Raw genomic sequence first — 21,288 nt, 5'->3', positions numbered from 1 at the left:
CCCGGACCTCTCCGGCCCCGGCAGAACCGGCGGATCGCGGTCGACCCGTCCCGGGAGCGGGTGGTGCGCCGGCCCATGATCGGGCATCCGCTCACCCGACGGCGTGACGTGGAGCGCTCCTGGCACTCCTGCCCAGCCGACCTGGACCGCGGATGGAATGCTCGGCTCTCGTGACTTCGCCGATCTCCCAGGGGCAGGACCCGGTGCAGGCGCTGCTGCGCGCATCGCACCACCTGCGCGCGGATCAGCTGGGCACCGCCGTCTCTCGGCTCGCCCCGCGACTGGGTGCCCGGCTCGCGGTGGTCTACCTGGCCGACTACGAGCAGCAGTCCCTCGTCCCCCTCACCGGGCCCGAGGTCCCCGACCGCGACGCCCAGGACGTCGACGGGTCGCTCGCCGGTGCGGCCTTCCGCCGGGTGGAGAGCGTTCCCGCTCCGGCCGGCGCCGCGCCCACCCTGTGGGTCCCGCTGCTGGACGGCTCGCAGCGGCTCGGGGTGCTGGAGCTGGGGTTCGACGACGAACACCTCCGGCACGACGCCGAGGAGGTCCGGGCGTTCGCCGCCCTGGTGGCCGAGCTGTGCGTCACGCGGGACGCGTACAGCGACGTCCTCACCCGGCTGCGCCGCAACCGGCCGATGACGATCGCGGCGGAGATCCAGTGGCAGCTCATCCCCCCGCTGACCTTCGGCACGGAGCGCATCGTGATCGCCGGGACGCTGGAGCCCGCCTACGAGATCGGCGGTGACACGTTCGACTACGCCGTCAACGGGCCGGTCGCCGACCTCATGATGCTCGACGCGGTCGGGCACGGCCTGCCGGCCGCCCTCCTGTCCACCGTCGCCGTCGGGGCCTACCGCTCCGGCCGGCGGGCAGAGCTCTCGCTGAGCGACATCGCCGCGCGCATCGACCGGGCGATCGCGGCGCAGTTCACCGCCAGCCAGTTCGCCACCGGGCTGCTCGCGCGGCTGGACCTGGAGAGCGGGGTGCTCAGCTGGGTCAACGCGGGCCACCCGTCGCCGCTGGTCGTCCGCGACGGGGTGCTGCTCGCAGCACACCCCTGCCGGTCCTCGCTGCCCTTCGGGCTGCAGACCGGTCCCGCGCACGTGTGCTCGCTCGACCTGCGCCCGGGCGACCGGGTCCTGCTCTACACGGACGGGATCGTCGAGGCACGCTCCCCGCAGGGAGAGTTCTTCGGCGAGGAGCGGCTGGCCGACTTCGTGGTCCGGGCCGAGGCCGCGGGCGACCCGCCGCCGGAGACCCTCCGCCGCCTGATGCGCGACGTGCTCGACCACCAGGCGGGAAAGCTGCAGGACGACGCCTCCATCGTGCTCGTCGAGTGGCGCAGCGGGCGAGAGAAGCAGTTGCAGTTGTGAGTCCGGCGGACGTCCCCTTGGACGCACGGGAGATCGACGAGGTCGCCGACACCTCGGCTCCGGTGGTCGTGGTCGGGCTGGTGGCAGCGCCCGGCGCGCCCGCGCAGCTGGCACAGGGCCTGGCCACCGATCTGGCTGCCGAGCTCGGCCACCGTCACCCGGAGGTCACCTGGCAGGTGCCGATGGTCGAGGACGGGCTGGTCCAGCCCCCCGCCGACGACGCCGAGCTGGTGGCCGCGACCCGCGAGCGGCTGCTGTCGGCCGACTGGGACCTGGCGGTGTGCCTGACCGACGTGCCGTTGGAGGTCGACCGTCGGCCCGTGACCGGCCACGCCAGCCCGCTGCACGGCGTCGGGGTGCTCTCGCTCCCCGCGCTCGGCGCCGTGGGCCGCCGCAAGCGCGCGCTGGAGACGGCGGTCGGGCTGGTGCAGGCGCTGGTGAGCGACGGCGGCGACGACCCCGACGACCCCGACGACCGCGCGGACCTGGCCCGACGGCTGCGGCAGCTGGCCACCGATCCGGCCGACTCCGCCGACGGGGTGCGGTTCACCGCGCGGGTCCTCTCGGGGAACGTGCGGCTGCTCAGCGGGATGGTGCGGGCCAACCGCCCCTGGCGGCTGGCCGTGCGGCTCTCCCGCGCCCTCACCGCGGCCATCGCCGCCGGCGTCTTCGCGCTGGTGACCGCCGACATCTGGCGGCTGGCGGACGCCTTCGGCTGGCTGCGGCTGCTGCTGGTCGGAGTCGGCTCCGTGGTCGCCATCGCCGTGACGCTGATCGTGGGCGCCGAGATGTGGGAGCGGCCGCGGTCCCGCCGGGTGCGCAAGCAGGTGCTGCTGTTCAACATCGCGACGGCCGCGACGGTGACGATCGGCGTCCTCTCCCTGTACCTGGCGCTGTTCGTGCTGGCCCTGCTCGGCGGGCTGTTCCTGGTGGTGGAGCCGTTGTTCAGCGAGGGGCTGGGACACCCCGCCGGCTTCAGCGACTACCTCGAGCTCGCCTGGCTCACCTGCTCCCTGGCCACAGTCGGCGGCGCGCTGGGCGCCGGGCTGGAGAGCGACGACACGGTGCGGCAGGCGGCCTACACCTACCGGCCGGAGGGCTCGGTTCCCTGAGCCGCCGCTCCGCGGTGTGGCGCCTGCCGCGCGGAGCGGGACAATCGGGTGTGAGCATCGCCGACCGGTTCACTGCCGCCCTGGCGGCGGTGTCCGAGGCCGCGACCGCCGGGCCGGAGCTGCTGCCGGTCCGGCTGAGCCGCGCCGGTGCCGCCGTCCTCGGGGTGGACGGGGTCGGCCTCGGCCTGACCGGCGAGCACGGCCACTGGTGGCCGCTGGGCGCCAGCGGCCACGACGCCGGCGTCGCCGAGCGTTTGCAGTTCACCGCCGGCGAGGGCCCCTGCCGGACCGCCCGTGCCATCGGGCAGCCGGTGCTGGCGGACGAGCAGGAACTCGGCCGCCGGTGGCCCGCGTTCGCCGACCTGCTCCGGTCGGGCACGCCCTACCGGGCCCTCGTCGCGCTGCCCCTGGGCCCCGCTCCCTGGGGCCGGGGGGCTCTCGACCTGTACCTGCGTGGTGGCGGTTCGCTGGCCGGGCTGGACGTGTTCGCCGCCACCGCCGTCGGCGAGTTGGTCAGCGCGGCCCTGAGCGACGCCACCATCTGGGCGTCGTGGCCGGCGGGCGGGAGCCCCGACTGGCTCCGGGGGCCGGCCCCTCGTGCCCGCGCCCGGGTGTGGGAGGCCATGGGCCGCGTCAGCATGGATCTCGACGTCTCGACGGAGGACGCCCTGGCCCTGCTGCGCTCCGACGCCGCGGCGACCGGCCGGGTGGTGGACGACGTCGCGGCCGACCTCCTGGCCGGGCGGCGGGTGGCGGCGGACCTGCGCCCCGCCGGCTGACCGCTCGGGAGGCGAACGGCGCCACTTGGAGCCCCGCCCGCGCGCGGGACCAGCCCCGCCTGCCGTCCGGAGCAGGACCGAGCCGGCAGCCCCGGCGCCCGCGAGCCCCCGGGTCGAAGGCGGCGACCGCCTGCACCACCGCGCCCGCCCGGGCCTCGTGGTGCACCACGGCGTCGTCCAGCGCCCCGCTCGCGCCCCCCGAGGTCGGCGTCCGGATCGATGCCGGCCACCGGCGCGGTGTCGCACCGGGCGGGTGGCCGGCGCCCCGCCGTGCGGTGGGGCGCCGGGGAACTCAGAGCTCCGGCTTCAGCTGCACCTTCACCACGCCGTCCTGCTTCTTCTGGAACTTGCTGTACATCTCGGGCGCCTCCGACAGCGGCACCCGGTGGGTGGCGAACGTGTCGCAGCCCAGGGGGTCGGCGTCGGTGAGCAGCGGCATGATCTCGGGGATCCAGCGCTTGACGTTGCACTGCCCCATGCGCAGCTGGATCTGCTTGTCGAACATCGTCATCAGCGGCACGGGGTCGGCGGCGCCGCCGTAGACGCCCGACAGCGAGATGGTGCCGCCGCGCCGGACGATGTCGATCGCCGAGTAGAGCGCGTTGAGCCGGTCGACGCCCGCGTGCTCCATGAGCGGCGCGGAGATCGCCTTGGGCAGCAGACCGGCCGCCTTCTGGACGAAGCTCGTGGCCGGCGAGCCGTGCGCCTCCATGCCGACGGCGTCCAGCACGGAGTCCGGACCGCGGCCGCCGGTCAGATCGCGGATGGCATCGCCGATCTCCTCGACCTCGTTCAGGTCCACCACCTCGATCCCGCGGGCCCGCACGCGCTCCAGCCGCTCCGGCACCAGGTCGACACCGATCACGCGGTAGCCCTTGTGCTGCGCGATCCGGCAGGCGAAGTCACCGATGGGCCCCAGGCCCAGGACGACGAGCGTGCCGCCCTCGGGCACCGCCGCGTACTCCACGCCCTGCCACGCCGTCGGGAGGATGTCCGACAGGTAGGCGAACCGGTCGTCCGGCGGCCCGTCCGGCAGCGGGATGTGGGTGAACTGGGCCTGCGGCACCCGCAGGTACTCCGCCTGCCCGCCGGCGACCTCGCCGTAGAGCTTGGAGAAGCCGAACAGCGCCGCGCCGGTGCCGTGCTCGCGCACCTGGGTGGTCTCGCACTGCGTGTAGAGCTGCCGTTCACACATCCAGCAGTGCCCGCAGGAGATCTGGAAGGGGATGGCGACGCGGTCCCCCACCCTGAGGTTCGAGACTGCCGACCCGACCTCCACGACCTGACCCATGTTCTCGTGGCCGAGGATGTTCCCCACCCCCATGAACGGCGACAAGGGCTCGTACAGGTGCAGATCCGAGCCGCAGATGTTCGACGTCGTCACCCGGATGACAGCGTCGGTCGGTTCAGCCACGATCGGGTCGGGCACCTCCTCGACTCGTACGTCGCGCTGTCCGTGCCAGGTCACTGCCTTCATGGGACTCCCGTCGTCGGGCACCCCATCCGGGTGCCGCCCGGTTCCGGAGTGCCCGGGGTCGGAGGGCCGCAACCGCAGGTCCGACGCGCCCACCGCCAGGAATGCCCCCTCCGCACCGCGTGCTGCACCTGGCATGGCAGCCGCGGAGCCGCTCACCCTCTTCGACGTCGGGTCCCCGCCGACGCCCATGCCACCCAACCGCCTGCTCGCGGTCCGCCGCATCTACGCCGAGCCCGCGGCCCTGGAGTCGGCCCGCGGCCGCCAGGTGCTCGGCCGGTTCCCGGACGCCGAGGTGGTCGAGGTGCCCTCCCACTGGCAGATCCCGGAGCTGCACGGCAACGCCGGCAACGTCGACCGCTGGGTGCGCGTCAAGACCGAGACGCTGGTGCTGGGCGTCCGCAAGGGGCTGACCACCCGGCCCAACGGGCGCTCCGCCGACTTCATCGCCCCCGGCCTGGCGAACGGGTGCGCCATGGCCTGCGCCTACTGCTACGTCCCCCGGCGCAAGGGCTTCGCGAACCCGATCACGGTGTTCACCAACATCGAGCAGATCACCGCCCACCTGCGCCGGCACGTCGCCAGCCAGGGCCCCAAACCCGAGCCCGACCAGCGCGACGCGGAGAGCTGGGTCTACGACATCGGCGAGAACAGCGACTGCTCGGTGGACGCGCTGGTCAGCGACAACGTCGCCGATCTGGTGGCCACCTTCCGCGACCTGCCGACGGCGAAGGCCTCGTTCGCGACGAAGTACGTCAACCGGAACCTGCTCGACCTGGATCCTGCCGGGCGCACGCGCATCCGGTTCTCGGTGACGCCCGACGACGACGCCCGGGTGCTCGACGTGCGCACCAGCCGGGTGGCGGAGCGGATCGCCGCGGTCGACGACTTCGTGGCGGCCGGCTACGAGGTGCATCTCAACCTCTCCCCCGTCGTGCTCCGCGACGGCTGGGAGGACGCGTGGGCCGGGCTGCTTCGGCAGCTGGACGACGTCCTGGGACCGGCCGCCAAGGCGCAGGCGGCCGCCGAGGTCATCCTGCTCACGCACAACGAGGCGCTGCACGAGGTGAACCTCGGCTGGCACCCCACCGCAGAGGAGCTGCTCTGGCGCCCGGAGCTGCAGGAGCCGAAGCGGAGCCAGAACGGCCAGGACAACGTGCGGTACCGGGCGGACGTGAAACGGGCCACCCTGGTCCGGTTGCGGGAGCTGATCGCCCGCGACGCCCCGTGGCTCCGGGTCCGCTACGCCTTCTGATCGACAGGTCGCCACGTCTCCATGTCGACATGGCCACATATTGACGATTTGTGTTCATTCCCTCACCGCGCGTATGAGATGGTGGCTCGACCGGGCCTCGCCGCCCGGCACGGGGGATGCAACGGCTCAGAGGGGACGAGGTGCCTGAGAACACGGCGGGCATATCCGCCGGCACGCTGCTCGCGGCGCTTCCGGACACCGTGGTGGTGGCCGACGGCGACGGGCGCATCGCCTACGTGAGCCCGTCGGTCACGACGCTGCTGGGTCACGACGCGGCCGCGCTCGTGGGCCGCCCGCTGCAGGTGCTCATGCCCGAACGACTGCGCCGCGGGCACACCGAGGGGTTCTCCCGTTACCGCGCCACGGGCGAGGGAAAGCTCGTGGGAGCCACCACGCAGGTGCCGGCGCTGCACGCGGCCGGGCACGAGGTGCCGATCGACCTGACCCTCTCCCGGCTGACGCCGTCGGCCGACGACGAGCCCGGTGACGCCCTCGTGGTCGCCGTCCTGCGCGACGCGAGCACGACGATCCTGCTGGAGCGGCAGTTCGAGGTCAGCCGCTACCTGGCCGCCACGCTGCGGGTGACGGCGGCACTGACCGAGGCACCCGATGCCGACGTCGCCTTCCAGCAGCTGCTGCCCACGTTGTGCACCGAGCTCGACTGGGATGCCGCCCTGCTCTGGCAGGCCGACGGTGACCGGGGACGGCTCCGGCATGCCGGAACCTGGACCGCCCCGGGCGCCGACGTGCCCGCGCTCGCGGCCGATGCGCCGCGCCGGCTCTTCCGCCGAGGTGAAGGGCTCCCCGGCCGTGCGTGGCAGCGGCGGGTGCCGGTCGTGATGGAGAACCTGGGCACCGACCCCGCCGTCGTGCGCCAGGACGCCGTGCGGGCGGACGGGCTGCGCACCGGTGTCGCGTTCCCCGTGCTCCGGGGCGACACCGTGCTGGCCGTGTGCGAGCTGTTCTCGACCGGGCCCCGCCCGGTGCCTCCCGAGCTGCTCGACGTGCTCGCGCACGCCGGCCGTCAGATCGGCCAGTTCCTCGACCGGCTGCGGGCCGAGTCCCACGTGCGGCAGCTGGCCGACACCCTGCAGCGCAGCCTGCTGCCCTCCCACCTCCCGGTCATCCCCGGACTCCAGCTCGCCGCCCGGTACCGCCCCGGCGCCGACGCCGCCCTGGTGGGCGGCGACACCTACGACGTGATGCCGCTGCCCGACGGGCGGTGGATGGCGCTGATCGCCGACGTGTGCGGCACGGGAGCGGAGGCCGCTGCGGTCACCGCGGTCACCCGGCACACCGCGCGTGCCGCCTCGGCCGTCGGCAGTCCGGCCGAGATCCTCGCTGCGGTCAACGCCGCGCTCCTGCACCAGCAGGGTGACGCCCCGCTGCGCTTCGTCACCGCTTGCTGCCTCGTCCTCGAACCGGCCGGCTCAGGGCAGCGTGCCCGGCTGAGCGTCGCCGGCCACCCGCTGCCGGTGCTCCGCAGCAGCGACGGCTCGGCCGAGGAGGTCGGCACTCCCGGGCGCCCGCTGGGGATCGACGCCGACGTGAGCTTCTCCGAGATCGAGCTCGACCTGACGCCCGGCTCGACACTGGTCCTCTACACCGACGGGGTCACCGAGGCGCGGGACGACGCCGGCCGCCAGTTCGGCGAGGACGGCCTGCTGCGGGTGGTCGCGGGCGCTCCCCTGGACGCCGAGGCGACCGTCGGCGCGGTCGCGGCCGCCGTCGAGCAGCAGCTGGCGGGTTCGCGCCACGAGCACGACGACCTCGCCGTCCTGGCGCTCACCGTCCCGCGCTGACCGGTCACCCCGTCTGACCGGTCACCCCGTCTGACCGGTGTCCACGTGTGCGGCGCCCACCGGCTCGGACTCCGGTGACCCCCGCTGCCGCAGATACACCGTGAAGACGACGAACGAGCCGACGGCGAGCCGCACCTGCGCCCCCTCGCCCCACACCTCCACCGACTCGAGGGTGCCGGTGTCCAGCGGCAGCTGCGGCAGGACCTCGGGCAGGGCGACTCGTGGTCCTCGAGGGTGGTGAGGGTGGCGGCCGCCAGGAGGTCGCAGCGCTCCCCCGCGGAGGCCGTGTGATAGGACCGTGGCGCGCACGTCGTCGTCGGGCAGTCCCCGCGAGCGACCAGGGACGGCACGACCGGGATCGCGGCGACACCGGGCCGGCATCCTGACACGCGGTGCTGCCTTCCATGTTCGTCCGGCGCGCCACCCGTGCCCGGCGGAGGACCGGACCGGGAACGGGCGAGCAGGCTCCACGCCCGGGTCAGCGTGCCAATAGCCGCGCCAACACCTCACGCAGCACGGTGGCGGGCCGCTCCTGCGAGCCGGCCGACCGCCAGGCGACTATGCCGTCGGGCCGGACCAGCACGGCACCCGTGGGACCGATCCCGTACGCCTCCGGAAAGGCGCCCGCCGGGTCGTGGATCCGCTCCCCGGCTGCCACCCGGAGGGCACGCACCGGCAGCTGCGCCCCACCGACCAGCTCCTCCGTGGCGTCGCACCAGGTCTGGCCCTCGGCGGCCGCCAGCAGCACGAAACCGTCACCGAAGACGTCCAGGATCGACGCGCGCTCACCGGCCACCTCGACCCAGAGGTGCGGGGCGCGGGTGCCCGGCCGGCCGGAGGGCTGCCGGGGATCGACCAGGAGAGCCCCGTCGTCGTCGCCGTCGGGCACGACCGCTCGCGACCGGTAGATCGGCCCCAGCTCGATGGACGGGTCGTCGAGCGGCGCGGCGAGCCCCTCGCGCGGAAGGGACGGATCGACCCGCAGGACGTACCGGGTGTATGCCTGCTCGACGATCAGGTCGCTGACCGGACGCCGCTCCTCGTCGTAGCTGTCGAGCAGGCCAGGACCGGCCAGGCCGCGGGAGACCATCGCCAGTCTCCAGGCCAGTCCGTGGGCGTCGGCGATCCCGGTGTTCCCGCCGAACCCCCCGGTCGGGGGCATCACGTGCGCGGCGTCGCCGATCAAGAACACCCGGCGGTCCTGGAAGGACGCGGCATGTGCCGCTGCCGCCGTCCAGCGCTGCACGTCGTCGATCCGCACCGCGATCTCCGGAGCGCCCAGCGCCTTGCGCACGAACTCCACGCACCGCTGCTCGTCGAGGTCCTCGGACACATGGGTGTCTTTCGTGCCGTCGGGGTTCGTCGAGGAGAAGACGGCGAGGAACCCCGAGTCGCCGGTGAAGGAGAATCTGAAGAAGCCCAGCAGGTCGGGCTGGTTCACGTACACCACGCTCAGGTTCCGGTCGCCGATCAGCTCCCGCATGTCGGCCTGGAAGTAGATGGTTGCGCACTGGGCGAACGGCGGCCGGCCTGCCATGTCGATGCCGGACCGGGCACGGACGGGGCTGTGCGCGCCGTCGGCCGCCACCAGGTAGTCCGATCGGACGGTGATCTCCTTCCCGTCGTCGCGCGTCCGGAGCACCGAGGTGACCCCCTCGTCGTCCTGCTCGAAACCGACCAGCTCCGTGCCGTACCGGAGGTCGGCACCGAGGTCCCGGGCCCGCTCCCGGAGCACGGGCTCCAGGCCTATCTGGGTGATGAACAGGCGCCGGGTGGGGCTGAGGTCCTCGACCCCCTCGTTGAACGACCGGTAGAAGAACTGCATCTCCGGACTGCTCAGCGACGAGACCGACACGATCGCGCCGTCCTGCAGGAAGTCCTTCTCGGCGGCGGCCTCCACGGCGTCCTGCAACCCGACCCCGCGGAAGATCTCCATGGTGCGCTGGTGGAAGGACGCGGCACGGGGGTGCACGGCCGTCCCCCTGTGCCGCTCGACCAGCAGGTGTGGAACACCCTGCGACGCCAGGTGCACCGAGGTGGTCAGCCCGGTGAGACTGCCGCCCACGACGAGGACGGGGATCTGCAGATCGGTCATGAGCAGTCCTCTTCAACGGGAAGGAATGTCACGGCGTGCGGTGCGGACAGCCGTCCGTATGACGTCGTGAATGGAGATGGCGCTCACTGTGTGATGTCGCTCGCATCGTGTCAAGCCTCAGTCTGAACCCAAAAGCCGAAGCCGACCGGGTGCCTTCATCGCGGTCAGTCGTCCGCCAAACGGGCGCCGGCTCCAGATCCGCAGCATCGACCGCCGCTTTCCCTACGGTGGAGCGGTGACGCGCGTCGTGGTGGTGGGCGCCGGGCTGGGCGGCCTGGCCGCGGCTGCGCGGCTGGCCGCCCTGGGCCATGCGGTCACGGTGCTCGAGCAGGCCCCGGAGCCCGGCGGCAAGCTCGGCTGGTCCAGCAGCGACGGGCACTCCTTCGACACCGGGCCCAGCCTGGTCACCCTCCCCCAGGTGCTGCGCGACCTGTTCACCGCCACCGGGGGCACGCTCGAGGACGCCGTCGACCTGGTCCGCCTCGACCCGGCCGTCGGTTACCGGTTCGCCGACGGCACCCGCCTGACCGTGCCCGGCCGGTCCGAGGAGGTTCCCGCCGCCCTCGACCGGGCCCTCGGCGACGGCGCCGGCCGGCAGTGGAGCGCGCTGATGGACCGGGCCGCGACCATGTGGCGGATCAGCGAGGGCCCGTTCCTGCGCTCCCCCCTCGCCGGCGCCGCGACCCTGGCCCGGCTGGCCCGCCACCCGGCCGACGTGGCCGCGATCGCGCCCTGGCAGTCCCTGCGCGGCGTCGGCCGGCGCTACCTGGACTCCCCGCACCTGCGCACGCTCCTGGACCGGTACGCCACCTACTCCGGCTCCGACCCCCGGCGCGCGCCCGCGGTGCTGGCCACCGTGCCCTACGCCGAGCAGGCCTTCGGGTCCTGGTACGTGCGCGGCGGGCTCCACCGGTTGGCCCTCGCCGTACTGGACCGGGCCCTCGCGCACGGCGCCGTGCTGCGGACCGGCAGTCCCGTCCACCGGGTGCTCGTCGAGGGCGGCCGGGCCGCCGGGGTGGAGCTGGGCGGCGGCGCGCGGGTGCCCGCCGACGTCGTCGTGTCCGGGGTCGACGCCACGGTCCTGCACGACCGCCTGCTGCCCGACGACCGGCGGACCCGCGGAGTCCGCCGGGACCTGGAGCGCGCGACGCCGTCGCTGGCCGGGTTCGTCCTGCTGCTGGCGCTGCGCGGTCGCACACCGGGGCTCGCCCACCACACGGTGCTGTTCCCGGAGGACTACGACGCCGAGTTCGACGCGGTCTTCGGGGCAGGGCGGCATGCCGGACGACCCGTGCCGGTGGAGGACCCGACGGTGTACGTGAGCGCCCCCGACGACCCCGCGCTGATGCCCGACGCCGACAGCGAGTCCTGGTTCGTGCTGGTCAACGCGCCTCGGCACGACCCCGAGCGGGGGGTGGACTGGAATTCCCCCGGGCTGGCCGACCGCTACGCCGACCGGGTTCTGGACGTCATGGCCGCGCGCGGCCTCGACGTGCGGGACCGGGTGCGCCGGCGGGTGGTCCGCACCCCCGCGGATCTCGAGCGCGACACCGGGAGCCCCGGTGGCTCGATCTACGGGACCTCGAGCAACGGCGGCCGCGCGGCGTTCCTCCGCCCGGCGAACGCCTCACCGGTGCCCGGGCTGTTCCTCGTCGGCGGCTCGGCCCATCCCGGCGGCGGGCTGCCACTGGTGATGCTCTCGGCCGAGATCGTGGCCCGGCTGGTCGGACCGGCCTGAGGGTCAGCCGGGCCGGGTGGCTGCCACGGCGACCAGCGGGGCCCCGGGCGCGATCCGCCGCGGCTCGCCGGCAGCAGGCCGGCCCGCCGCAACCCGGTCACGAGGGAGGCGGCGTCCGGGAGCGACACGTCTCCCTCCTGGGCGCGCAGCAGCAGGTCGAAGTGCCGGCTGAACAGCTGCGGCGTCGCGACCGTCGTGACGATCAGCAGCGTTCCTCCCGGCGCCAGCAACGCGCCGATGCCCGTCAGCAGGGCGGCCCGCTCCTCGGCCGGCACGTAGTAGACGACGTTCGCCACCAGCGCGAGGTCGAACGACCCCGCTGTCTCGACGGGGAGGTCCCGGACGTCGGTGCGCAGGACCCGTCCACGCCCGCCGAGTCCCCGGCCGTCCAGCGTCCGCCGGACCAGCGCGGCGGCGGCCTCGTCCGTGTCGACCCCGAGGCCCTCGGCTCCGGGAGCCGCCTCCAGCATGGTGGCCAGCTGCAGCCCCGCGCCGCAGCCGACGTCGAGCACCATCCGGGGCGACGCCTCGGCGACCACCTCCCGCAGGGCGTCGTCGACGAACGGCTCGAAGGCGGCCGACACCCGTGCGGTGACCGCCCCCTGCTCGACGACGTCGCGTCGCCCCGGCCCGCCGGCGAGCAGGCCACCCAGGTCGCGGTAGACGCCGGTGTGGAACCCGGCGAACGCCTCGTAGGAGGCGCGCACCAGGTCGTCGGAGACCACGGCTCGCCCGGCGGGGGCCAGCGATCACCGGGCGTCCTCCTCGCGGATCAGGCCGGCCCCGCGCAGGACCCGTAGAAAGGCCTCCAGCAGGTCCTTCCTCACCTCCCCGAGGCTTCGGGCCAGGTCGGCCGTCGCCGCGGGCCCGTCCCGCACTGCGTCGAGCACGCCGGTGCCCAGGCCCGCCGCTGCGACGTGCAGCCGCACCGCGGCCTGGCCGTCGCGGGTGGCCCGCAGACGGGCCCCCGGCATTCCCCGCCCGCAGGACGGTGAGCAGCGTGCGGGCGCTGAACATCCGGGGCACGTGCGCTCCTGGGGTCGGCCGGTGAGCACACTCTGGCCCGACCGGCGGACGCGTACCAGTGCCTCGCCCGCGCCCGGGCTCAGGCCCGGGCGGCCCCGTAGCCGAGCAGCGCCGCGAGCCCGAGCGCGCTGCGCGGGGCGTAGGCAGCCCGCCAGAGACCGCCGTGCGCGGCCCCGTAGGCCTCGTCCTGCCAGGGGTGCGCGTGGGCCGGCCCACCACCGGTGTGCAGGTCGTGCACCAGCAGGGCGGCCATCAGCACGTTGGCCGTGGCCGGCTCGAAGATCTCGACGCCGAACCGGTGCGCACCGGCGTAGGCCGCGGCCAGCGCCCGGTTCTTGACCACCGAGCGGGTGCGCGTCGGTGGCGCCACGTTCATCGAGACCGTGCTGCCGGACGCGCGCGCCACCGTCGCCCGCCACCGTTGGAGCCGCTTGGCCAGCGCGTAGTTGGGCCCCTGCTGCGCCACCAGGCTGTCGGCGACCCCCGGGTCGGTGCCGGGTACGTAGGCGCGCCGCAGCAGTCGCCCCCCGGACACCGTGCGCAGCGGGCGGCCGAGCAGCTTCGCCGTCCGGGACCGAGCGGTGTAGGCCCGCGACGACTGCTCCACGGCCTCGGCGGGCACGGCGAAGACGTCGGTCGGCGTGGCGAGGAAGGCCAGCGCCACCTCGGGCCGCGCCGCGATGACCCGCACCGTCAGCGCGTCCACGGCCGTGGAGACCCGGACATTGGTGGCGCCGTCGGCGTAGACGTAGTTGCCGAGCACCGGCCGCCCCGGCAGATCGGTGATCCAGTCGGCCATCGCCGGCACCTCGGCGACGAGGTCGCCGCCCGCACGGCGCGGATCGGCGTCGGTCCCGGGCCCCTCCGTGGGCACCAGCAGGGTGCCGGCCCCGCTGCGCGCGGTGTCCAGCACCCGCTCCCACAGCGGCGCCCGCGGCAGATCGACCCCGGCCACGCGGACACCCCAGCGCAGCAGCGCGGTCAGCGGACCCATTTCGGCTCCTGCGCCGAGGACGACGACGGTGCTGTCCGGAAGGGCGAGCCACCCGGGATTGGCCGCTACCGTCCGCACCGCCTCCGCACAGGACGGCTCCACGACGCCACCGTCGACCCAGCGGTCCAGCCGGCGCAGCAGTGCGTCGCCGCGCAGGCGGTCCCCGTGGAAGGGCACCGAGAGCTCGCGTTCGGGCTCGGCCGTGCCGGTCACCTCCACGGTGCGCAGGGACCGGCCGGCCGGTGCGCCGGTCAGGGCCCCGAGGTCGGACTCGCCGTCCGGCCCCGCCACCCGCATCCGCGCGTGCAACGAGCCCAGCCCCGATGCGGCGATGGATCGCGCCGCCTCGGCCGACGGCAGTCCGGCCTCCACGAGCCGCCGGAAGTGGGTCAGGTAGCCGGCCCGCCAGTTCGTCTCGTGCTCCGCGGCCAACGCCCCGGCCGCGTCGACCGGCCGCAGCGCGTCCGCGACGACGGCGCGGCCGAGCGCGCTGGTGCTGCGCCGTCCGTCCGGCCCGGTGGGGAACTGGACCCCGCGGTCCTCATCAGCCATCAGTCGATCACCACGCCCACAGCATCCACCGGCGCGGCGCTGCTCGGCAGCCCGGGTGATCGGCGGGAACGCCACGGCCCCGGTCGCCGGCGGGAAGCCGACGGCCGGGGCCGTGTGCACGTTCTGCGCGGAACGGCCGGGAAGGCCGCCCCGCAGGGATCAGCTGGTCGCGCCCTTCAATGCCTCGGACAGTGCCGCCGCCTCGTCGGGCGACAGCTCGACCACCAGGCGACCACCACCTTCCAGCGGAACCCGCATGACCAGGCCGCGCCCTTCCTTGGTGACCTCGAGGGGACCTTCACCCGTGCGCGGCTTCATGGCCGCCATGCGTGCCTCCTTCGCCAGCCGCGTTCCTGCTTCGTGAGCAGGCGCGCGGTGTCCGATGCTGTGAGCTCCTCAGCAATGATCCCGTATCACCGCGATCCGTCCAACATGAGGCCCTGAGCGCCACGCTTTCGGGCTGTGCTCAGGCGGTCGCGCGGAAGCAGTCCGCGACGTGGTCGTCCACCATTCCTGTGGCCTGCATGAGCGCGTAGGCCGTCGTCGGGCCGACGAACACGAACCCCCGGCGCTTCAGCTCGCGGGCCATCGCCACGGACCCGGGGCTGGTCGCGGGGACGTCAGCGAGCGTGGCCGGCCGGGACCGGGGGCCGGTGGGTGCAAAGGACCACAGCAGCTCCGACAGCCCCTCGGGCAGGCGCTGGGCGGCACGGGCGTTCCCGATCGCCGCACGGATCTTGGCCCGGTTGCGCACGATCGCGGCGTCGGCCATCAGCCGCTCCTCGTCGTCGGCCGTGAACCGGGCGACGGCGTCGACGGCGAAGCCCTCGAACGCGGCCCGGAAGGCGGGCCGCTTGCGCAGGATGGTGATCCAGGACAGGCCGGACTGGAACGCCTCCAGGCAGAGCCGCTCGAACAGCGCGTCGTCCCCGCGCAGCGGCCACCCCCACTCCTCGTCGTGGTACCGGACGTACTCGGGCGCGCTGGTCGCCCAGCCGCACCGCGTTCTCCCCACCTCCACCGGGACGACGCTAGTGCGGGGCACCGACGGTCCCGGCAGGCCCGTCACCCCAGCGGGGAGGAGACGGTCCCGCTGACGAGGTCCTTTCCGTACAGGTCGCGGAGGCGGTTGGTGTCGGCCGACACCAGCGCCTGTGAGGTGGTGACGACGACGCGGTCGCCGGAGAGGGCGGTGAGCCGGCCGTACTCCGACGAGGACACCGCGCCGACCGGACCCGTCGTGGGGCGGCCGTCGGCGTCGGAGGTGACCAGCACCAGCGGGCCGGCCGCGCCACCGGCCAAATCGCGGCGGTAGTGGTCGATGTGGGGGTTGGTGTCGGACTGCTGCACGAGCCCTCCTCTCCGCGGTTCCCGGGACGCGCACGACTGCCGCATCCCTTTCGGCAGGCACGGCCACGGCCTTGAGCCGGTCCACCCGTTGGGAGTGCCGCGAGCGGCACTCGGCGGGCCCCGGATCCACTAGCGTCCGCGCGGTGACCGCGGTGCTGCAGGCCGATCGACGCACCGCCGCGCATCCCGCCGCCGCGATCCGGCCGCTGGTCGCCCTCGGAGCAGCGGTCACCGTGCTGCTGCTCGGCGTCGCCGGCCGGTACGGGTACTCCCGGGACGAGCTGTACTTCCTGCGCGCCGGCCGGGAGCTCGCGTTCGGCTACGTCGACCAGCCTCCGCTCACACCGGCGGTTGCCCGGCTGATGGACGGCCTGTTCCCCGGTTCCCTGACGGCGCTGCGCGCACCCTCGGCGCTGGCCGCCGGCCTGGTGGTCGTGCTCACCGGGCTGCTCGCCCGCGAGTTCCGGGCGTCGCAGGCCGGGCAGCTGCTGGCCGCCGCGTGCATCGCGGTCTCCTCGATCGTGCTGATCGTCGGCCATGTGCTGTCGACGACGACCCTGGACCTCCTGGCCTGGACGGCGCTGTCGTGGCTCCTGGTCCGCTCGCTGCGCGACGGGGGCGCGATCTGGCTGGCGACGGGGGCCCTGGCGGGAGTGGCCCTGCAGAACAAGGTGCAGCCGGCGTTCCTCCTCGCCGCGGTCCTGCTCGGCGTCCTCGCCGCGGGCCCACGGGCGGCGCTGCGGTCCTCGTGGCCGTGGCTCGGCGGGCTCGTCGCCCTGGCGGTGTGGACGCCGAACCCCGTGTGGCAGGCCACCCACGGCTGGCCGCAGCTGGAACTGGCCGAGGCCCTCGCCGCCGGCAGCTCCGGCACCAGCGAACCCTGGTACCTGTTCCTCCCGTTCCAGCTGGTGATGGTCAGCCCGCTGCTGGTCCCCGTGTGGGCGGCGGGGCTGTGGCGGCTGGCGCGCGACCCGGACCTGCGCACCTGGCGGGCGTTCGCCGTGGCCTACGCCGTCCTGGCGGTCGTCTTCCTGCTCACCGGCGGCAAGCCGTACTACCTGGCCGGGCTCTACCCGGTGCTGCTGGCCGCCGGCGCGGCGCCGGTGCTCTCCTGGGTCCGGCGCGGAGCGAGCCGGCTCCGGGTCGGGCTGCTCACCGCCGCGCTGGCGCTGAGCCTTGCGATCGACGCGACGCTGGGCCTGCCACTGGTCCCCGTCGACCGCCTGGCGGACACCCCCGTCCCCGACCTCAACTACGACGCCGCGGAGACCGTCGGCTGGCCGCGGTTCGCCGCAGCCGTGGAGCGGGCGCGGAACCAGCTGCCCGCCGGCGCCCGGGTCGTCGTCCTCACCGGCAACTACGGGGAGGCCGGCGCCGTCGACAGGTACGCGCCGCAGCTGGGGCCGGCCTTCAGCGGGCACAACGCCTACGGGGACTGGGGGCCGCCGCCCGAGGACGCCGACGCCGCCGTCGTCGTCGGCCTGCCGCGGGGCGACCTCGAACGGTGGTTCGGCTCGGTGGAGGCAGCCGGGCGGATCGACAACGGCGTCGGGCTGGACAACGAGGAGCAGGGCGAGACCGTCTGGCTGGCCACCGGCCGGCAGGTGCCCTGGTCGCAGATCTGGCCGCAGCTGCGCCGGCTGGGTTGAGTCAGCGGGCGGCGGCGTCCAGCGCCTCGACGTCGGGCTGTGCTCCCCGCGCACCGCGGCCGGTGGCCAGGACGCAGCCGGCCAGCACCAGCGGGAGGCCGAGGGCGATGCCGAGGGTGAACGGCTCGTCGAGCAGCCACACGCCCAGCAGCACCGCGACCGCCGGGTTGACGAAGGTGATGACCAGCGCGCGCTGGGGGCCGACCTCCCGGATCAGCGCGAAGAACAGCGCGAGCGCCACCGCGGTGCAGACCACCCCGAGCAGCACCAGTGACAGCAGCGCCTCCGAGGAGGCCTTCCCCACCTGGTCCAGCCGGGGGATGGCGAACGGCGCGTAGACGACGGCGGTGACGAACAGCGCGATCGAGCTGGCCGCCACCCCCGGGACATCGGGCAGCGCCCGGGAGACGATCATCGGCGCGGTCGCGTAGCCCACCACGACGAGCGCCACCGCGAGGATCGGCAGCAGCTGGGCGCCCTCGAGGTCCAGGCCGAGCAGCACCGCGATGCCGACGACGCCGATCGCCATGCCGAGCAGCCGCATGGGGGTCAGCCGGTCCTCCTCGCCGGCCAGCCGCGCGGCCAGAGCGGCGGCGAACGGCACCCCGGCGACCAGGAGACCGGTGAGCGAGCTCGACAGCGACTGCTCGGCCCACGAGAGCAGCAGCCAGGGCCCGGTCATCTCCAGCACCGTGAACAGCAGCAGCGCCTTCCAGTGCCGCAGCGCGGGGCGCAACTGGCCGCGGGCGATCGTCCAGGGCAGCAGCAGCGCGGCGCCGACGACGCAGCGGGCGAAGACGACCACCACGGGCGACAGCTCCCCCACGGCCACCTTGATCAGGAGGTAGGGCACGCCCCAGATCACCGACATCGCCAGGAACAGCGCCCAGCCCCGGCGGCTCACGGCCGCTCCCCCGTCATCCCTGCCTCGTCTCGCACGCAGGACATCGTCGCCCATGCCCACGACGGGCCGGCGGTCACCACTCGAGGCGGACGCCGACCTCGGGCTCGATCGCGAGGACGACCCCGCCGGCGAGCCAGGACGGGCCCACCGCGACCCTCGCGTGTGCCCTCCTGGGGCCGGCTCGGCCGTCGGCGCCGCGTGGAGCGCCGGTCGCCCGGCGCCTGCCGGACGCTGCCCCGCCCCCGGTCAGCCGGGGAAGGTGCGGGCGAACTCCGCGAAGCGCCGGAGCGACCAGCGGATGCCCAGGACGGCGAAGGGCCTGATCAGGGCGAAGCCGACGACGCCCAGGTAGCCGTAGGGCAGGTAGAACCGCTCGGTCCAGACGAACGTCGAGTGCTCGCCCCGCGGCAAGATCTCGAAGATGCCCGGCCCGCGCACCAGCCGTCCGGTGTGCTGCACCTCGACCAGCCGGGGCGGCTCCCACTTCATGATCACCATGGTGTCGAGCAACCCGACGTGGCGACCGCCCGGCAGCGGCAGCCCGGTGCGGGCGGCCAACCGCCCCCCGAAGCCCTGCGCCGGGCCGCCGACGGTGCGGACGTCGGTGGCGACCATCCACTCCCCCTGCCGGGTCCAGGCGGTGAGCGCCGCCCACACCTGCTCCGGCGGCGCGTCCACGTCGATCCGTTCCACCAGCTCAGGCATCGCGGGCTCCTCCTCCTCCTTCGGTGGCGGGCTGCATGCCCGGATCGGTCGGGGTGTCCTGCTGCGTCCGGGCCGCCAGCTCGGTGCGCAGCCCGGCGATCTCGGCGTCCCGGTCGTCCAGCGTCTGCGCGAGCTGGCCCAGGAGCCAGTCCACCTCCGCCATGCGGTAGCCGCGGAGGGTGACGGTGATCCGCAGCCCCCGGACGTCGGCGCCGGTGGCCGCGCGGTCGTCGGGCAACTCCACCGGCGACCGGTCGAGCTCCGCCGGCGGCTGGGTCTCCCCGCGGCCCAGGAGCAGCGAGCCGACCAGGAACAGGACGCCCCCCACCAGCAGCACGGCGAGGAGGAAGACGAGGAACGACAGCACGTCAGGCGTCGGACGGGCCGGTGTACGCCGGGAACCGCGCCGCGCCGTCGGTGCCCGCGGCGCGGGCCTCGTCCGCCGCCCGGATGGCCGCCACCGCCTCGGCGACGTCGTCGGTCACGGTGATCAGGTCCAGGTCGCCGGGGCTGACCGTGCCGCCGGCGACCATCGTGTCGCGGATCCAGTCGATGAGGCCCGACCAGTACTCGGTGCCCAGCAGGATCACCGGGAAGCGGGTCACCTTGCGCGTCTGCACCAGCGTGAGCGCCTCGAAGAGCTCGTCGAGGGTGCCGAAGCCGCCGGGGAGGATCACGAAGGCCTGCGCGTACTTGACGAACATCGTCTTGCGCACGAAGAAGTAGCGGAACGAGATGCCGACGTCGACCCACTCGTTGAGCTCCTGCTCGAACGGCAGCTCGATGCCCAGACCCACCGACATGCCGCCGGCCTCGGACGCCCCGCGGTTGGCGGCCTCCATCGCGCCGGGACCGCCCCCGGTGATGACGGCGTAGCCGGCATCGACCAGCGCGGCGCCCAGCTCCACACCCGCCGCGTAGTGCGGGTGGTCGCGCGGGGTGCGGGCGCTGCCGAAGACGCTGACCGCCCGCGGGAGCTCGGCGAGCAGGCCGAAGCCCTCGACGAACTCCGACGTGATCCGCATGACCCGCCAGGGGTCGGTGTGCAGGAAGTCGGATCCGCCCGAACGGTCCAGCAGCCGCTGGTCGGTGGTGGTGCCCTGGTTCTGCGGGTCGGGCTCACCGCGGCGCAGCATGACCGGTCCCTTGTGCCGGGTCGGGCCAGGGCGGCGGCCGTCGGGGGATGTGGTCACGAGCTGCTCCCGGAGAGGTAGGCGGTCAGGGCGTCCAGAGCCGGCTGGAGCCGGTCGACGAGAACGTGTTCCTCGCGGGTGTGGGCGAGCTGCGGATCGCCGGGCCCGTAGTTGACGGCCGGGATGCCGAAGGCGGCGAACCGGGCGACGTCGGTCCAGCCGAGCTTCGCCCGGGCCGGGCGGCCCACGGCCTCGACGAACGCCGCCGCGGCCGGCTCGGCCAGTCCGGGCAGCGCGCCTCCGGCGTTGTCGACGACGGTCAGCGTGGCGCCGGCGGCGATCGCCTCGGCGAAGACCTCGCGCACGTGTGCCTCCGCGGCGTCCTCGTCGCGGTCGGGCGCGTAGCGGAAGTTGACGGTGAGGGACGACTCGTCGGGGATGACGTTGCCTGCCACGCCGCCGGAGATGCCGACCGCGTTGAGCCCCTCGCGGTAGGTGCAGCCGTCGATCTCCACCTCACGAGGCTGGTAGGCGCTCAGCGCCGCCAGGGCACCGGCCAGGCCGTGGATCGCGTTGTCCCCCAGCCAGCTCCGCGCGCTGTGCGCCCGGCGGCCCTTGGTCCGCAGCGCCGCCCGCAGCGTGCCCTGGCAACCGGCCTCGATCTCGCCGTCGGTGGGCTCCAGGAGGATCGCCAGATCGCCGTAGAGCCACCCGCGGCGCTCGCGGGCCACCCGGCCGAGACCGTTCTTGACCGCCTCGACCTCCTCGTTGTCGTAGAAGACGAACGTGAGGTCGTGCGCGGGCTGCGCGTCCGGGACGCCGAAGCGCGCCGCCAGCGCCAGCATCACCGCGTCGCCGGACTTCATGTCGCTCGTCCCGCAGCCGTAGAGCCGGCCGGTGGTCTCGTCCAGCCGGCTGGGCACGTTGTCCGCGATCGGCACGGTGTCGAGGTGTCCGGCGAGGACCACCCGGGTGGGCCGGTCGAGGTTGGTGCGGGCCAGGACCGAGTCGCCGATGCGCTCGACCTCGAGGCCGCCCAGCGCCCGCAGCGCCGTCTCCACCGCGTCGGCCAGAGCCTGCTCGCTGCCGGAGACCGAGGGGGCGTCGACCAGCGCGCGGGTGAGGGACAGGACGTCGGCGGACAGGTCCAGCGGCGGGAGGGGACTCACGACCGCCGAGCCTAGAAGGACCTCGTCCTTCTCACCCCTCGCGGGCTCGGGGCGAGCCTCCGGACGAGGCCGTTCCAGCACGTCACCTCAGCTCGAGGCGGGCCCCTGCAACAGGGCCGTTCCAGCACCTCACCTGCCTCCGGACGAGGCCGTTCCAGCACGTCACCGACTGCTCGGT

Annotated in this window: 20 protein-coding genes and 1 pseudogene; 7 read left to right on the top strand and 14 right to left on the bottom strand. The window is 74.4% G+C overall.

Annotation, left to right across the window (positions count from 1 at the left end; all coding sequences use genetic code 11):
• The first annotated feature begins 170 nt into the window (after positions 1 to 170).
• From C5508_RS07220 to C5508_RS07210, 3 genes are read left to right on the top strand one after another with little or no spacing between them, the layout of a single operon-like run.
• Entirely contained in the window at positions 171 to 1,373 is a 1,203-nt protein-coding gene (locus tag C5508_RS07220) for a PP2C family protein-serine/threonine phosphatase (protein ID WP_232796979.1), read from the top strand.
• A gap of 17 nt (positions 1,374 to 1,390) precedes the next feature.
• The gene (locus C5508_RS07215) at positions 1,391 to 2,485 is read left to right on the top strand and encodes a hypothetical protein (protein WP_232796978.1); all 1,095 of its coding nucleotides are present in this window, start codon (positions 1,391 to 1,393) and stop codon (positions 2,483 to 2,485) included.
• 50 nt (positions 2,486 to 2,535) lie between these two features.
• Complete coding sequence (locus tag C5508_RS07210) at positions 2,536 to 3,264, top strand: GAF domain-containing protein (RefSeq protein WP_232796977.1); 729 nt, start codon at positions 2,536 to 2,538, stop codon at positions 3,262 to 3,264.
• Between the two features lie 292 nt (positions 3,265 to 3,556).
• Here the strand turns inward: C5508_RS07210 and C5508_RS07205 are convergent, their stop codons facing one another.
• Positions 3,557 to 4,678 carry an alcohol dehydrogenase catalytic domain-containing protein gene (locus C5508_RS07205; RefSeq protein WP_332872182.1) on the bottom strand — a complete coding sequence of 374 codons (1,122 nt, stop codon included), beginning with the start codon at positions 4,676 to 4,678 and terminating at the stop codon, positions 3,557 to 3,559.
• Positions 4,679 to 4,874: 196 nt separating this feature from the next.
• On the opposite strand from C5508_RS07205, the gene C5508_RS07200 reads away from it, so the two are divergent.
• Positions 4,875 to 5,993 carry a spore photoproduct lyase family protein gene (locus C5508_RS07200; RefSeq protein WP_104524262.1) on the top strand — a complete coding sequence of 373 codons (1,119 nt, stop codon included), beginning with the start codon at positions 4,875 to 4,877 and terminating at the stop codon, positions 5,991 to 5,993.
• Positions 5,994 to 6,133: 140 nt separating this feature from the next.
• Positions 6,134 to 7,795 carry a SpoIIE family protein phosphatase gene (locus C5508_RS07195; RefSeq protein ID WP_104524261.1) on the top strand — a complete coding sequence of 554 codons (1,662 nt, stop codon included), beginning with the start codon at positions 6,134 to 6,136 and terminating at the stop codon, positions 7,793 to 7,795.
• Positions 7,796 to 7,816: 21 nt separating this feature from the next.
• Here C5508_RS07195 and C5508_RS19860 read toward each other — a convergent pair whose 3' ends face one another.
• Both C5508_RS19860 and C5508_RS07190 read right to left on the bottom strand, forming a co-directional pair.
• Positions 7,817 to 7,957, bottom strand: coding sequence for a DUF6766 family protein (locus tag C5508_RS19860; protein WP_198597941.1), 141 nt, complete (start codon positions 7,955 to 7,957; stop codon positions 7,817 to 7,819).
• 316 nt (positions 7,958 to 8,273) lie between these two features.
• Positions 8,274 to 9,890, bottom strand: coding sequence for an FAD-dependent oxidoreductase (locus C5508_RS07190; protein WP_104524260.1), 1,617 nt, complete (start codon positions 9,888 to 9,890; stop codon positions 8,274 to 8,276).
• A 235-nt stretch (positions 9,891 to 10,125) separates the two neighbouring features.
• Between C5508_RS07190 and C5508_RS07185 the strand changes: the two genes are divergently transcribed.
• The gene (locus tag C5508_RS07185) at positions 10,126 to 11,628 is read left to right on the top strand and encodes a phytoene desaturase family protein (protein ID WP_104524259.1); all 1,503 of its coding nucleotides are present in this window, start codon (positions 10,126 to 10,128) and stop codon (positions 11,626 to 11,628) included.
• 134 nt (positions 11,629 to 11,762) lie between these two features.
• On the opposite strand, the pseudogene C5508_RS20245 reads toward C5508_RS07185, so the two are convergent.
• The 6 genes and pseudogenes from C5508_RS20245 to C5508_RS07160 form a co-directional block, all read right to left on the bottom strand.
• Positions 11,763 to 12,143 (bottom strand): annotated as a pseudogene (locus C5508_RS20245) (class I SAM-dependent methyltransferase); the annotation flags it as partial.
• Between the two features lie 234 nt (positions 12,144 to 12,377).
• Positions 12,378 to 12,602 carry a hypothetical protein gene (locus C5508_RS20240; protein WP_232796976.1) on the bottom strand — a complete coding sequence of 75 codons (225 nt, stop codon included), beginning with the start codon at positions 12,600 to 12,602 and terminating at the stop codon, positions 12,378 to 12,380.
• A 131-nt stretch (positions 12,603 to 12,733) separates the two neighbouring features.
• Positions 12,734 to 14,200 carry a hypothetical protein gene (locus tag C5508_RS07175; protein ID WP_104524258.1) on the bottom strand — a complete coding sequence of 489 codons (1,467 nt, stop codon included), beginning with the start codon at positions 14,198 to 14,200 and terminating at the stop codon, positions 12,734 to 12,736.
• Between the two features lie 159 nt (positions 14,201 to 14,359).
• On the bottom strand, positions 14,360 to 14,527 hold the full coding sequence (locus C5508_RS07170; RefSeq protein ID WP_012947303.1) for a DUF3117 domain-containing protein: 168 nt from the start codon (positions 14,525 to 14,527) through the stop codon (positions 14,360 to 14,362).
• 139 nt (positions 14,528 to 14,666) lie between these two features.
• Entirely contained in the window at positions 14,667 to 15,245 is a 579-nt protein-coding gene (locus C5508_RS07165; protein WP_269801768.1) for a DNA-3-methyladenine glycosylase I, read from the bottom strand.
• Positions 15,246 to 15,265: 20 nt separating this feature from the next.
• Complete coding sequence (locus C5508_RS07160) at positions 15,266 to 15,550, bottom strand: hypothetical protein (protein ID WP_104524257.1); 285 nt, start codon at positions 15,548 to 15,550, stop codon at positions 15,266 to 15,268.
• 143 nt (positions 15,551 to 15,693) lie between these two features.
• Between C5508_RS07160 and C5508_RS07155 the strand changes: the two genes are divergently transcribed.
• Positions 15,694 to 17,199: an ArnT family glycosyltransferase gene (locus C5508_RS07155; RefSeq protein ID WP_104524256.1), complete on the top strand. Its 1,506-nt coding sequence runs from the start codon at positions 15,694 to 15,696 to the stop codon at positions 17,197 to 17,199.
• 1 nt (position 17,200) lies between these two features.
• Here C5508_RS07155 and C5508_RS07150 read toward each other — a convergent pair whose 3' ends face one another.
• The 5 genes from C5508_RS07150 to dapE all read right to left on the bottom strand — a co-directional run bounded on the left by C5508_RS07150 (position 17,201) and on the right by dapE (position 21,110).
• Positions 17,201 to 18,103 carry a DMT family transporter gene (locus C5508_RS07150; protein WP_104524255.1) on the bottom strand — a complete coding sequence of 301 codons (903 nt, stop codon included), beginning with the start codon at positions 18,101 to 18,103 and terminating at the stop codon, positions 17,201 to 17,203.
• Positions 18,104 to 18,349: 246 nt separating this feature from the next.
• Entirely contained in the window at positions 18,350 to 18,808 is a 459-nt protein-coding gene (locus C5508_RS07145) for an SRPBCC family protein (RefSeq protein ID WP_104524254.1), read from the bottom strand.
• The gene (locus C5508_RS07140) at positions 18,801 to 19,175 is read right to left on the bottom strand and encodes a DivIVA domain-containing protein (protein ID WP_232796975.1); all 375 of its coding nucleotides are present in this window, start codon (positions 19,173 to 19,175) and stop codon (positions 18,801 to 18,803) included. Before C5508_RS07140 ends, C5508_RS07145 begins: the two co-directional genes overlap by 8 nt.
• Position 19,176: 1 nt before the next feature.
• On the bottom strand, positions 19,177 to 20,001 hold the full coding sequence (locus C5508_RS07135) for an LOG family protein (protein WP_232796974.1): 825 nt from the start codon (positions 19,999 to 20,001) through the stop codon (positions 19,177 to 19,179).
• Positions 19,998 to 21,110, bottom strand: coding sequence for a succinyl-diaminopimelate desuccinylase (gene dapE / locus C5508_RS07130; RefSeq protein ID WP_104524252.1), 1,113 nt, complete (start codon positions 21,108 to 21,110; stop codon positions 19,998 to 20,000). The genes C5508_RS07135 and dapE overlap by 4 nt, the downstream gene beginning before the upstream one ends.
• Between the last annotated feature and the right edge of the window lie 178 nt (positions 21,111 to 21,288).

Origin of the sequence: Blastococcus atacamensis, assembly GCF_002938425.1 — a bacterium.
Lineage (GTDB): Bacteria > Actinomycetota > Actinomycetes > Mycobacteriales > Geodermatophilaceae > Blastococcus > Blastococcus atacamensis.
This window is presented reverse-complemented; position numbering and strand designations above follow the sequence as displayed.

Bases quoted from the DNA above. Each gene is read 5' to 3' on its own strand.
- C5508_RS07200 (WP_104524262.1), top strand. From the start codon at position 4,875: ATGGCAGCCGCGGAGCCGCTCACCCTCTTCGACGTCGGGTCCCCGCCG.
- C5508_RS07190 (WP_104524260.1), bottom strand. From the start codon at position 9,890: ATGACCGATCTGCAGATCCCCGTCCTCGTCGTGGGCGGCAGTCTCACC.
- C5508_RS20240 (WP_232796976.1), bottom strand. From the start codon at position 12,602: ATGCCGGGGGCCCGTCTGCGGGCCACCCGCGACGGCCAGGCCGCGGTG.
- C5508_RS07175 (WP_104524258.1), bottom strand. From the start codon at position 14,200: ATGGCTGATGAGGACCGCGGGGTCCAGTTCCCCACCGGGCCGGACGGA.
- C5508_RS07170 (WP_012947303.1), bottom strand. From the start codon at position 14,527: ATGGCGGCCATGAAGCCGCGCACGGGTGAAGGTCCCCTCGAGGTCACC.
- C5508_RS07145 (WP_104524254.1), bottom strand. From the start codon at position 18,808: ATGCCTGAGCTGGTGGAACGGATCGACGTGGACGCGCCGCCGGAGCAG.